Here is a 12839-nt window from a genome sequence, read left to right on the forward strand (position 1 = left end):
ATGTTGTAGTCGAAGAAGAAGTTATAGTTGAGGGGCCAGATGTTCTTGAAATCGAAGTAAGGCTGGTTGAGCCGGATAAGGATTTCCGGAATCAGGAAGGCAAACGCAGTCTGGAAGAACATCACCGACAGGGTGCGGATGATGTGGTACCGGCTGTGGCGGTACTTGATGAGCATGCGGACGCCCATGACCAGGATGGCCAGCGTATACAGCAGGCCGTAGAAAAACCACTGGCTGGCCTCGTTGCCGCTGATACGCTTGCTGATGGGGTCTGTGAGCACCATCCACTCCGTTATATACTCCGGGTACCAGTAGAGGAGCACATAAAACAGGATAAGGAGTGCGCCGATGGTATACCCGATCCAGCCCAGGCCGGTGTTCCGGCTGTGGAAGATGTGGTCGTTTTTGATGCCGGGGAGCAGGCCCAGCTTAGGCAGTATATACAGAAAGGCACCCACAACGCCAAGCCCGATGGTGAGGAGCAGCCACAGGCCGGTATGCTCCTGAATGGTACCGGCGGTGGCTTTCCTGGTCAGGTAAAACTTATACTGCGCAGCCACATACTCCTCCAGGTTATTGACCTCTACTTCCCGGTTGTCTATCTGGTTGTAGTCCTGAATCTTGGTGGCACTGGTGAAAAAGGCATCGTCCAGGTCGCTGATGAAGGCAAACTTGGAGGAATACGTTTTCCCGAGCATTTCCTCCAGTTCAGCGCTCACGTACTCCAGCTGCCCGGTGTCTGTGACGACCTCTCCCACCATCTGGGGCGTCAGCCGGTACTGGCCCATGAACGGGATAGCGGCGAGCAGCGCTATGGCCAGAAGAAACAGTGCCATTCCGGCTTTTTGTATACGATGCATATGGTTGGTTCCCACCCTTCTTTATTCCTTTCTACCTAGAAAAGGCCAAACAGCTTTTTCCTTTTCTCCCCCTGTTGTGGCTGAAGAGTTCCTTTGTATTCGCTCATGATTTCACCCTCATGCTTCCTGTAGAACTCCGGGTCAAAGTTGGCCGCCTTCAGTTCTGACAATACCTGCTGTATGGTGGCGTTTGACTGGAGCCACCGGTCACACACCTCGTGGCGGTAGCGGATGCCCATCAGGTTGATGCCCGTCACCACTCCATCTGCTTTCCTGTAAATGATCCGGACAGCCTTCTGCCCGCTTTCATGCTCCCAATACAGGTGCTCCCCGTCATCCGCTTCCCGCGGCTGCACCTGCCCGTATACCTGGTACTCCAGGTTAAAAAACTTGGCAGAGTTGAACCAGGGTCCGGGACTGTAGGCAGTCTTGTTTCCGCAGATGGTGAGGGCGAGGGTTTCCCCGTGCATGCGGCCGGTGTACCAGACCTGCTCTATTTTTCTCCGTCCTGCCGGCGCCTCCTCAAACTGGGCGCAGTCGCCGATGGCGTAGACTTCCGGAATGTTGGTTTCAAAGTGCTTGTTGACGAGGATTCCTGTATCAGTTTTGATTTTGCTGCCTTCCAGAAAGGAGATGTTAGGGCGCACCCCGATGGTCAGCCCCACAAACCGGCACTCGATTTCTTCCCCCGCCGTCGTTACTATTCCTGTTACCTTCTGGTCAGGGCCGCCTTTGATGGCTTGCAGCTCAGTGGCGAGCCTCAGGTCCACGCCGTGCTCCCGTATATGCCGGTTGACCATCCTGGCTTCCGGGGCAGGGAGCACATTGGCCCAGTAGTTCCCTTCCCGGATGAGCATGGTCACGTGCACGTTGCGGGTCTGGAGCATTTCAGCCATCTCGATACCGATAAGCCCGCCGCCTACTATCACGGCCTTCCGGATGCCCTTGGTGTTCTGCTCCATCAGCTCCAGGTCCTGCAGGTTTATGAGTCCCTGCACGCCCTGCAGGTCCTGCCCCGGCCATCCGAACCTGTTGTAGGTGGAGCCTACCGCCAGGATGAGCACGTCGTACGGCTGCACCTTACCAGTCCGCAGAAGCAGCCGTTTCTGGTCTGTGTCCACCTTCTCCACATAATCGCGCAGCAACGTTATCCTGTTCTTCTCCCAGAACCGGTCTTCGTAGGGCTTGGTGTGCTCATAGCGCATATGGCCCATGTAGATGTACATGAGCGCAGTGCGGGAGTAGAAGTGATCAGACTCAGCCGAGATAATGGTGATGCTGTGGTCACTCCTTTTCCTGATATGCCGCGCCGCGGTTACCCCGGAAATCCCATTCCCGATAATGACGATGTTTTTCAAGTGGCTTCCTGAGCGTGTGGCATGCTTCTTTCCCCTGTATTCCTGAAGAGCCAATGTGGCTTGTACCCCTTAGTCGTGCAAAAGGGAGTAACCTTACAGTTAAGCGCCAGATTTTTTTATCTCTTTTGCGATACTCTCCTGCAACCCTTTCTTAAACGCCTCATCCAGGCCATTCTCAGGCTTTATACGGGTTGGGTAGAAACCGCGCAGCATCTGGTCAATCCTCCTGCTCTGGCTATAGTACAGCCTGCAGACAGAGCAGCCTGCCAGGTGGAGGCGCAGCTCTATTCGCTGCAGCGGGCTGATTCCCTCCAGGTTCTTTTTATCTATCAGAAAAGTTGCCTTTTTACAGTTATAGACAATGTTGTTGTGCCATTTCATAGTTTAGCTTTTTAACCAGTTTTTCCAGACAGTATTCCCTGGTGCCGGGTATGTTGCTTTTTTCTGTAACCAGACAGCCCTGCTGCGAAAAAGAGCAGACAAGTCCCTGGTGCCAACTTCTGCTAGAACAAGTCTTTTTCGTTTTACACGAAAGTTTTTTCCTTCACTTTGATAGTGGCAGGAACACTTTCCAAAGCTTTTCCTTCTTCTAAGGAAGCCCATGCTTCTCCCGCAGACCAAACACAAAAGCCCAGCATGACTAAATCCTTGACAACAAACCCACCGATTCCTCCTAATACCAGCAGGCCATCTACTACCTCTAACTTACCGTCAGTAAACATAAAACTCACTGTAAAAAGAAAAGACAAGGCACCCATCAGGCTTCCCCATAGCGCTAGCCTGGGTGCAACAGGTCTTGCCGCAATCAACACGGCTGCAGTTACTTCAACAACACCAATAAAACTGGATACACCCTGCACGCTGAGGACATTGTATAACCATGACATGAGTGGGTGCGCTTTTACGAGGTCTGCAACATGGCCGGCCTCCGTTGGCGTGAACTTGGACAGTCCAAACCAGAACAAAATAAGAGCCACGCTGTACCGCATCACCCATACCCCTGCTTGCTGCACATTTTCTTTCTTAGACATTTCTTTCATTTCTTTAATCCAGAAGGTTTTTTAATAACCAGTTAACCGGATACAGCTAATGCCACCCCCTGTTTTACCCTTTCAACCAGTTTTTCTCTAGGCATGCCCGGAGGCTGAGCTTTGCCCGGTGGATGATCACCCAGTAGTTAGACGGAGACAGGCTCAGTTCCTTACAGATATGGTCTGACTTTTCCTCATCCAGGTACTTCATGCTGACCACCACTGCCCACAGGGGGGGCAGCTTTTCCAGGCAGCGTTCCAGCGTTTGTTTTAGTTCCTCGTTCTCTAAAGGGTCCGCCTCTTCCGTTTCCCATATCCGGGGAGCGTGCTTGTCTTTCCAGTGGCCGTTCTCCTCGAAAAAGGGTTGTGTATTATTCTCTCCTGAAAGATGCCCGGGAAGGGGTGTCTCCGATGCCTTGCTCCGGAATACGTCGGTGATTTTATTTTTTAGAATAGCCGTAAGCCAGGTTTTCTCTGAGCTGCTGCCATTGTAGTTCCGGAGATTTTTTATGGCTGAGACAAAAGTGTCCTGCACCAGGTCTTTGCATAGCTCCGGGTCTTGTAGCCGCTTGAGGGCAAAGGCATACAGGTAGTCAGCGTAAGCCGCCACCCACTGCTCCGGGTTTATGCTTTCTTTTTTAGCCATTTGGAATTTGATAATGACACTGACAGCGTGTAAGCATTAGACGAGGGTAAGCTTCCTGCGGTTGGCAGGCTTCTGCCAGCCGCAGGTCAAGAGCTAACATTTCTGTAAGGTTTTCCCGGGCCGTACGTCTAATGTGGAAGAAATGTGCAGGGCTGGTGGATTCGCTTCTTTACTGCTTCCGGTGAGACCCGCTGCTTTTTTTCATCGTGTCTCTGCTCTTGGCCCTATATGGACGACTCAATAAGAATAAAGTGTATGCTCATTTATAGCGGAATCTACCCTGATTCCTTCTTTTATTCAACAAAGGGAAATTAAAAAATGAAAAGTGATTGTCTTTATCTGTTCCTACTCCCCGCCCTGTTGCTGGCATGTTCTTCAAACAAAAGCCTCCAAGCGGCACAGGAAGAAAAAGAGGGTTTAAGAGCACCTGTTTCTAATAGCAGTACTAATCCAACCAGTCTTAGCACCCTGTCGGAATCGCTCACGTTCCATACTTCCTTTGATAAGGGCGCTGATGCGGATTTTGCCCTCGGTGACCCGCGTGTCTATTCCGGTAAAACAGTGGCTGGTCAACAAAAGCCGGTGTCCTCTGAACTGGGTCTGGGTAACCCTGCCTTAGCGATAGTGCCAGGCCAGGGTAAGTTCGGGGCCGCCCTGGAGTTCACTGAAGAGAACAGCCATGTTGTTTTCTACAAAGCGGAAAAGAATATTGCCTACTCCCCCCACAACTTCAGTGGTACGCTCTCCTTCTGGCTGAGGCTTGATCCACAGAAAATCCCCCAAACCTACACGGACCCTATTCAGTTGACGGATAAGGACTACTCTAATTCGGCTATCTGGGTTGATTTCACGAAGAACGACACACCTTCTGACTTCCGGCTGGGCATCTTCGGAGACCAAAAGGTGTGGGACAAGAAGAATCTGAAAGGTGCTAGTGAAGAATTTTTCTGGCGCTTGCTGAAAGTCGTCAAGCCACCGTTTTCCCAGGATAAGTGGACGCATGTGGTGGTTTCCTGGGATGGGTTGAACACTGACCAGATAGCCAGAGGAAAGCTCTACTTCGACGGCAAGCCTCAGGGAGAAACCGGGGGCATCCAGGAGCCTTTCGTATGGGATATCGCTGAAGCAACTATCCGGTTAGGCACGGGCCCTTATGTGGGTATGTTCGACGACATAGCCCTTTTTAACCGCTCCCTTTCTGAGGAAGAAGTTCACAGCCTTTACGAGCTGAAAGGGGGCGTTGCCGATCTGCACCGCTAGCTCAACATAAGTTATAATTACAACCTGCGCTTACCACATCTTCACGATAGCTACGCTACTGAAAAGCCAATTGGCTAGCCTGCTCTATAGGCGGTCCTGTTGAACATCCTATGTTTGTACGACGTCCCTTAGATACTCTTTCCCCTTTTGTTAATCAGAGAAATAAACTATCTGAAACAGAGAAAATAAGTAGTTAGCTATAGACATAAAGACTGGGTAAGGAATAAGATTTATGTTGAACAGGGGATCCATAAACCCGCGCCTTATGACAGTCCCCTTACCCGGCTTCTTTACCTTGAACAGTTCATTAGGCTAAGAGCCTGTATCAGGATGTTGAGTGCAAGAGAAGCTATCTTTCTGTCACATGTATAACCCATAAAACATTGTATAATGGAGCAAGCATACATTGGTATCGATGTGGCCAAAGACAGCTTTGTAGCTGCTACAAGAGTAGAAGGCAACCTCACCACCTCTCTGCACAACAACGATAGGAAAGGCATTAGCGATCTCCTCAAGGGGCTGCCAGACAGCTGCTGGTGCATCATGGAAGCAACAGGAGTTTACAGCCTGCAGCTGGCTATGGCCCTGTATGAAAAAGGAATCAAGGTGTCGGTGGTGAACCCTTTGCAGATCAAGCGCTTTGCCCAGACCAAACTCAAGAGGACGAAGACAGACAAGGTGGATACAGCGCTGATTGCTGAGTACGGAGAGCGCATGCAGCCCAAGCTCTACGAGCCGCCGGCCCCCTTCATGAGGAAGCTGCAGCAGCAGCGCATGTCACTGAAGCTGCTTGTCAAGAGCAAACGCTCTTTCCTAAACCAGCTGCATGCCCTCACACAGCTAGACAAAGCCGATAAAGCTGCTGTGAAGGCCTGTAAAACGGTCCTGGCAAGCATAGAAAAGCAAATAGTGGATTTGGAGCGCCAGATGCAGCAAACGGCTGAGGAGAATTGTCAAGAGCTGTTTACCTTCCTGCAGACCATTCCCTGCATTAGTAAGAAATCTGCCATAGAGCTCCTCGTGGTCTCTGGCGGGTTCAGAAGCTTTACCTCAGCCAGACAATTTAGCGCCTTTATCGGGATCAGTCCCTGTATCAACGAGTCAGGGACGTCTATCCGCGGGTATAGGGGCATCAGCAGGATCGGGGACAAAAACATAAGGGCAACGCTCTACATGTGTGCCATGGCGGCAAAGGTGTACAACAAGGCTTGCCGGGAGCTGTATGAGCGGATGGTCACGGCAGGAAAAGCAAAGAAGGTAGCCCTAGTGGCTGTGATGAACAAGCTGATAAAACAGGTGTTTGGGAAGGTAAGATCAGGTGAGGTTTATTCAGCAGAATGCCAAGCGCAGCAGTTGAAAAAATAGCACGAATGCACTTGCTTTTTAACACAGTTCATCCTTGCCAGTATGATTTGGACACCAACTAATATGCTGTAAAGGAATGACACACAACTAAAAATACTTTTTTACTAAGGATACATAATCCATGGTTGTAAAGGGTTTATATATGTGGTCGGTAATATCAACGTAAGTCTTTATTTTTACCAAATCGTAGAAACTGGCTGAGGAAGTCAATCCAAATATATGTTTTGCTTTATATTTTGGATTTAGGTTTTTGTAGATTTCTAAAAACTCAAACCCATTCATTTCCGGCATTTGAATATCCAGTAAAATAAGGTCTAGCGGTAAAGTGATATTTTCAATCCGATGGAAATAATCCAAGGCATCCTGGCCACTGGTAACCGCATCAACGTGCGTACTTAAATTGGCATGCAGGATGTTGCGTTTATTTACAAGATTAGTAGTCTCGTCATCATCTATTAATAATACGCGGTGCAATAATTCCATTTGGTCAACTTTATAGGTTTGGAAAAAAGACTATTGATAGAGGAGTACCCAAGATAGGCTATTTAACCAGGGATACAGCTAAACAGATTTTTGAGAAGCGAATAAAACCTCTTTCTTTTTATCTGCGTGACCCTCTGAATGGCTTCCGCTTTTTCATGACAACTTTTAGCTGTTGTAAACAGTCTTGACGAATTCTGGGCCAGAAATCCAAAGTACAAGAAAGAGCTGATGGACTTGATACATAAAAATAGAGAATGAGGGAGGGCATTGAGACAAGCTTTGACGGTTAAACAAGAGGTAAAGCTATTATAAAGTAAATCTGGTTGATTAGTCTTTCTGGTCTGGACGAAGTAAAAGAAGCGTTACTATTCCCATAAGGATAATCAATCCAACATTAATTCCCAGCAATCCAAAGCCGCCTATTGCACGTTGCGGATCTTGCGATAAGAGAGACACTCCTCCAGCTGCTGCGGCTGGCACAAGTGCCAGGGCAGCCACTACTCCCACCAGGGTGTCCGTTTTTTGCCTGGCTAAAGCAAAGGTGCCAGCAACACCAGCCGCAAAGGCTGCAGCTACGCTGTACCAACCGGGACGAACTCGCTCTTCCAATAGTGGTTTATCAAGTAGGTTTGTTTCCGGTGGAATCACGTTGGTTACATTCATCAACCAGGTAATTAGCATTGCAGCCAATGTTGCGACAAGTAATCCAACAGTTGCTATCCAAATTCCTCGCCATACCTGCTCTGGCTGCCTTCCAACAATAGCAAAGGCAATTAGGGCAAGGGGAGCAAAGGCAGGTGCAATAACCATAGAACCAATTAAAATGGGTACAGAGGAAGTAAGGAGTGCTACTGCCGCGAGAATTCCTGCCATTGCCATAAAAACCAAGTATGACATACTAAACTCCGCCTGTTTGGCAATTCGGAGTACTGTCTCTCCTGAAACAAATTTTCGACTTTTCACTACCATAGCCATCAGTCAATAATATATCAATGTACCTTGCTCTGTTTTACTTTTTAACAACATTACCGGTATTAGGTAATATGTATGAAACTGTAACACCTCTATGCCAGAAGATGGAAGGTAAAGCAGTGCCTCAGGTTTAGACTCTGACCGTCGGCCCCAGCGGCATCCCAAATTGAAGCTGTCTCAGCCTACCCTTCAGTTTTGTATTCCTGCTTTTACCCTTTTACGAACAGCTACAGAAAAAAATAAAAGCATTTTTGAAAAGGCTATCACACAGGAAAGTGGTGCCACCATATCTCCATCGTGTAGAGCAGCGGAAAGCTAAAGCCAATGCCCCGCGCATACTCCTTCAGGGAATTCTTTACTGGCCTGCCCGTTGTGAATCTTTGCGCCATATCTTTTGGTTTATGTTATACCTTGACCAAAAGAAAAGCAGGCAACTTCTACCGCAGTGGCAACGTGCACAGCTTAATTCATTGTCGGGTCTTCTAACGGCTCAGGATGCTGTAAATGGATGGCACTTCCCACATCGACATACCTCTACCAGCAGCAAAATTCATTATAACCAAGTTTAAGGACCGAAAGTAGAGAGGCCAATGATTAGGTAGTCTTTCTTTTTTTGTCGGCCGGTCCCGGAGCCTGACGCCTTCGGCAACGTCGCTAATATTTGTATTAACGTCATCGCCTCCGGCTAAAGCGCCACTTAGAAGGGTTTTTGATAGGAGTAAAACTTCCCAACCATACGGGTTGCTTTTCCCTTTTTTCAAAAAGAAATTTCACGCATTAATCCGGGAGAAAAAGGGAAAAACAACCTTGGCCAACACCACCCAAAAGACACTGAATCAAGTCTTACAAGCTTCAGCGTCTTCTGGCTTAGACGTTACCCTTCCATCTAACATAATCTGGTTTATGGGCTGTAAAACAAAGAAGGCTCCTTATCACGGGAAGCCATTCCTGTTCTATACCGCCAATTATGAACTGTGTGCTTGTTGCACAACGCACTGAATATAGCCGTAAAAAGATCTAGTACCAAAATGATGGCAGGATGCAGGGCAGGAAAACTTTCGAGGACGAGCGGCAGCTGTGCTTCTCGCTCTCGGCGCACGTGCCGGCGCACAACTTTTACCGGCGACTCAAGGACAGGCTGGATCTTTCGTTTCTCTACGAACTGACAGCCCCTTATTACGGCCGCTGCGGCCAGCAGTCAATCGACCCGGTGGTGTTTTTCAAGCTCTGCCTGGTGGGCTATCTGGAGAATATCGCCAGTGACCGAAAGCTCATCGAGCACTGTAGCCTCCGGCTGGACCTGTTGTACTTCCTCGATTACCAGTTAGACGAGCCCCTGCCCTGGCACTCGACCGTGTCTCGCACCCGACAGCTGCTGCCAACCGCGCTCTTCGAGGAGGTCTTCACGCTCGTGCTCTCCCTGTGCGCAGACGCCGGTATGGTGTCAGGCCACACTCAAGCGATCGATTCAGCTTTGATCAAAGCAAACGCCTCGATGGGCTCACTGGAGCTGAAGGTTCCCCTAGAGCAGCTCGAGGCCCGCCTCCAGCAGGTGAGAACCTTCAGCAGCGCCGACCGCCGGGCCCGGCAGGACAAGGCCCCGCTGGAGCAGCGCACCCTCACGGCCAGCCAGCAGCAACTGCACGTGCTCGGTTACCTGCACCGTAAGTGGCGCTCGGAGCAAAACCTGCGCCCGGGCGGCTTCAACAAGGGGGCCAAGTACACCTCCAACAAGACCCACTACTCGCCCGTGGACCCCGATGCCCGCATCGCCGTCAAACCGGGCAAGGCCCGCAGGCTCTGCTACCACCTGCAGCTTTCAGTCGATGCTTCCCGCCATGTGATCACGCATGTGCTAGCCGACCACGCCGACCGCAAGGACAGCCGCTGTCTGCCCACCCTGCTCCAGGGGCTCACCCAGCGGCTCGGCCGACTCGGCTTGAGGTGCACTTCGCTGCTGGCCGACACGGGCTACTCCTCTGGGGAGAACTACGCCCTGCTGGAGCGAGAGGGCATCGCAGCCTTTATCCCGCCCCACGGCAAGTACAGGAACGGCCCCGAGGGCTTTACCTACCACCGGGAAGGGGACTTCTTCCTGTGCCCTGAGGGCAAGATAGCCGCCTTCCGCCAGGAGGTCATCAAAGACAACAAGGTCCACTCCAGGCTATACCGGACCACCCGTCAGGACTGCAGGGACTGCCCCCTGAAGGCGAGCTGCTGCGGCAAACTATCCGAGAAGAGAATTGCCATCACCTCCTACCGCGACGAGTACGAACGCACGATCACGCGCACACGCAGTCGCTGGGGCCGGCGCATGAAACGCCTGCGGCAGGCCACCGTGGAGCCGGTACTGGGCACGCTGTTAAACCACATGGCCATGCGCAAAATCAACACCCGGGGGCTACAGCTGGCCCACAAAGGGATGCTGGTGGCCGCCGCTGCCTACAACCTGCAAAAATTGCTGCACTTTACCCCCAAAAGAAGCCAGACAGCCGTCATGGCCCTGCCCAGACCAGAGCAGGCGGTCTTTTTTTGCTTCTATTTTTGGCTAGACCAGGAGATAGCCGTGGAAAAAGGAATAGAAATTAAAAGGTACAATAGGGTTGTGCAACAGACACCTGTGTTAAAAAGCAAGGGTATTAATGTTTTTTTCCAACTGCTGCTTTCCTTAGTTTACATTATAAACCTCTCCAGATCGCACTATTCCAAACACCTGTTTTATCAGCTTGTTCATCACGGCCACCAAGGCTACTTTCTTTGCTTTTCCTGCCGAGATCATCCGCTCATACAACTCCCGACAGGCCTTGTTGCACACCTTTGCCGCCATGGCACACATGTAGAGCGTGGCCCTGATGTTTTTGTCCCCAAACCTGCTGATGCCTCTATATCCTCTTATCGAGATACCCGACTCATTGATGCAGGGGCAGAGCCCGATAAAGGCGCTAAATTGTCTGGCTGAGGTAAAGCTTCTGAACCCGCCAGAGACCACGAGGAGCTCTATGGCAGATTTCTTACTAATGCAGGGAATGGTCTGCAGGAAGGTAAACAGCTCTTGACAATTCTCCTCAGCCGTTTGCTGCATCTGGCGCTCCAACTCTGCAATCTGCTTTTCTATACTCGCCAAAACTGCTTTACAGGCCTTGACTGCGGCTTTGTCGGCTTCCTCTAGCTGCGCCAGGGCATGCAACTGGTTCAGGAAAGAGCGCTTGCTCTTGACAAGCAGCTTCAAAGACATGCGCTGTTGCTGCAGCTTCCTCATGAAGGGGGCCGGCGGCTCGTAGAGCTTCGGCTGCATGCGCTCCCCGTACTCGGCAATCAGCGCCGCATCGACCTTGTCTGTCTTCGTCCTCTTCAGCTTGGCTTGGGCAAAACGCTTGATCTGCAAAGGGTTCACCACCGACACTTTGATTCCTTTCTCATAGAGGGCGATGGCCAACTGCAGGCTGTAAACCCCTGTTGCCTCCATGACGCACCAGGTATGGGCTGGCAGGCTTCTAAGGAACTTTTGGATGCCTTTCCTGTCGTTGTTGTGCAGGGAGGTGGTGAGGTTGCCCTCTAGCCTTGTTGCAACCACAAAGCTGTCTTTGGCCATATCGATGCCAACGTATGCTTGCTCCATTATGCTATGTTTTATTGGTTTAGCTTGCGACAAAAAAAATAGCTTCTCTTGCACTTAACATCCTGATGCAGGCTCCGGGGCCTAATGAACTGTCCAAGGTGAAGAAGCCGGGTAAGGGGATTGTCATAAGGCGCGGGTTTATGGATCCCCTGTTCAACATAAATCTTATTCCTTACCCAGTCTTTATGTCTATAGCTAACTACTTATTTTCTCTGTTTCAGGTGGCTTCTCAACCCAGTCAACAAAAGGGAAAAAAGAGTCTCTGATGGAGTACGTACAAACATAGGATGTTCACCAGGACCGTCTGTAAAACAGACTAATGATAGTCTAGCATTTTAAATGCTGTTGTGCCCACTCTTTTCTCTTTCTTAAACATACGTGAACTCGGGAATTAAATAGTTTAAAATCAGGCATTTGTGCAACAAAAAAGGCCAAGGAATAGGTAGAAATATTGTCCGATGTTTCACCTAACTCCCTAGCCTTATGTACTTTATCATAGATACTGCCAAAGTGGTTGAAGTGTTCTGCTTCATAGACGATTTCTGCAAGGAAGTGCAGGCGTATTTCGCCTCCTACCCGCTGCCAAAGGGACTCTCAGAGAAGCACCCTGCTGGTAGGAAGCCTGCCCTCTCTGAGAGCGAAGTACTCACCATTCTTGTCCTTTACCACCTCTCGGGCTTTAAGTGCTTTGAGTACTACTATGAGCGGCTGGTGCTCGGGGAGCTCAAAAGCTTTTTCCCCAAGGCTGTTTCTTACACGCAGTTCCTCTCGCTGGCCCGCCAGGCCTGCTTCCACGCCTTCCTGCTGGCCCAGTGCCGAGCGAGCCTCTCGGAGAGAACCGGGCACTACTACATCGACTCCAAGAAGCTGCCCGTCTGCCACAACCTCCGCATTCATCAGCACAGTGTCTTCGAGGGGATAGCAGCGCGGGGGAAAGGCTCCACCGGCTGGTTCTACGGCCTTAAGCTGCACCTGGTGGTAAACCAGCATGGGCAGCTGGCCCGCCTGCTGCTAACACCGGCCAACGTGGCCGACAACAACCACCAGGTGCTGGGGCACCTGCTTGAGGGGCTCAAAGGCAAGTGCTACGGGGACAGGGGCTACCTCTCCTCCCTGATGGCTACGATTAGGACACAAATTTTTGCGCGAGCATCCACCCATCGAAGATTTTACAGAATTCCATGTATCCGCGGTGGAGGGTGATAACACCTGCTCTCTTTTCATGTGGCTTCCATCCTCCCAGCC

The 12839-nt window shown here is 50.5% G+C and carries 10 protein-coding genes and 3 pseudogenes; 4 read left to right on the forward strand and 9 right to left on the reverse strand.

Annotated features, from left to right (window positions below):
- The 5 genes and pseudogenes from E1919_RS25955 to E1919_RS25975 all read right to left on the reverse strand — a co-directional run.
- A pseudogene (locus E1919_RS25955) lies at positions 1-836 on the reverse strand (4Fe-4S binding protein); the annotation flags it as partial.
- Positions 837-895: 59 nt separating this feature from the next.
- Complete coding sequence (locus E1919_RS25960) at positions 896-2218, reverse strand: NAD(P)/FAD-dependent oxidoreductase (RefSeq protein WP_162056321.1); 1323 nt, start codon at positions 2216-2218, stop codon at positions 896-898.
- A 99-nt stretch (positions 2219-2317) separates the two neighbouring features.
- Positions 2318-2599, reverse strand: a complete 282-nt coding sequence (locus E1919_RS25965; protein ID WP_162056322.1) for a hypothetical protein — start codon at positions 2597-2599, stop codon at positions 2318-2320.
- Between the two features lie 143 nt (positions 2600-2742).
- Positions 2743-3249: a DUF417 family protein gene (locus E1919_RS25970; RefSeq protein ID WP_162056323.1), complete on the reverse strand. Its 507-nt coding sequence runs from the start codon at positions 3247-3249 to the stop codon at positions 2743-2745.
- 73 nt (positions 3250-3322) lie between these two features.
- Positions 3323-3895 carry a sigma-70 family RNA polymerase sigma factor gene (locus E1919_RS25975; protein ID WP_162056324.1) on the reverse strand — a complete coding sequence of 191 codons (573 nt, stop codon included), beginning with the start codon at positions 3893-3895 and terminating at the stop codon, positions 3323-3325.
- 318 nt (positions 3896-4213) lie between these two features.
- Between E1919_RS25975 and E1919_RS25980 the strand changes: the two genes are divergently transcribed.
- Entirely contained in the window at positions 4214-5155 is a 942-nt protein-coding gene (locus E1919_RS25980) for a LamG domain-containing protein (protein WP_162056325.1), read from the forward strand.
- Between the two features lie 390 nt (positions 5156-5545).
- Entirely contained in the window at positions 5546-6520 is a 975-nt protein-coding gene (locus E1919_RS25985) for an IS110 family RNA-guided transposase (RefSeq protein ID WP_162056326.1), read from the forward strand.
- 87 nt (positions 6521-6607) lie between these two features.
- Here E1919_RS25985 and E1919_RS25990 read toward each other — a convergent pair whose 3' ends face one another.
- The 3 genes from E1919_RS25990 to E1919_RS27800 all read right to left on the reverse strand — a co-directional run bounded on the left by E1919_RS25990 (position 6608) and on the right by E1919_RS27800 (position 8364).
- Positions 6608-7003: a response regulator gene (locus E1919_RS25990; protein WP_162056327.1), complete on the reverse strand. Its 396-nt coding sequence runs from the start codon at positions 7001-7003 to the stop codon at positions 6608-6610.
- 327 nt (positions 7004-7330) lie between these two features.
- Entirely contained in the window at positions 7331-7972 is a 642-nt protein-coding gene (locus tag E1919_RS25995; RefSeq protein ID WP_162056328.1) for a DUF389 domain-containing protein, read from the reverse strand.
- Between the two features lie 266 nt (positions 7973-8238).
- Positions 8239-8364 (reverse strand): TIGR02587 family membrane protein, encoded by a 126-nt coding sequence (locus tag E1919_RS27800; RefSeq protein WP_237144864.1) that lies wholly within the window; start codon positions 8362-8364, stop codon positions 8239-8241.
- 650 nt (positions 8365-9014) lie between these two features.
- Here E1919_RS27800 and E1919_RS26005 point away from each other — a divergent pair.
- Positions 9015-10382, forward strand: a pseudogene (locus tag E1919_RS26005) (IS1182 family transposase); the annotation flags it as partial.
- A gap of 261 nt (positions 10383-10643) precedes the next feature.
- Here the strand turns inward: E1919_RS26005 and E1919_RS27805 are convergent.
- Positions 10644-11594 (reverse strand): IS110 family RNA-guided transposase, encoded by a 951-nt coding sequence (locus tag E1919_RS27805; protein WP_162056330.1) that lies wholly within the window; start codon positions 11592-11594, stop codon positions 10644-10646.
- Positions 11595-12077: 483 nt separating this feature from the next.
- Between E1919_RS27805 and E1919_RS26015 the strand changes: the two are divergent.
- Positions 12078-12713, forward strand: a pseudogene (locus E1919_RS26015) (IS982 family transposase); the annotation flags it as partial.
- Positions 12714-12839 lie beyond the last annotated feature (126 nt).

Origin of the sequence: Pontibacter pamirensis (assembly GCF_010015475.1) — a bacterium.
GTDB lineage: Bacteria > Bacteroidota > Bacteroidia > Cytophagales > Hymenobacteraceae > Pontibacter > Pontibacter pamirensis.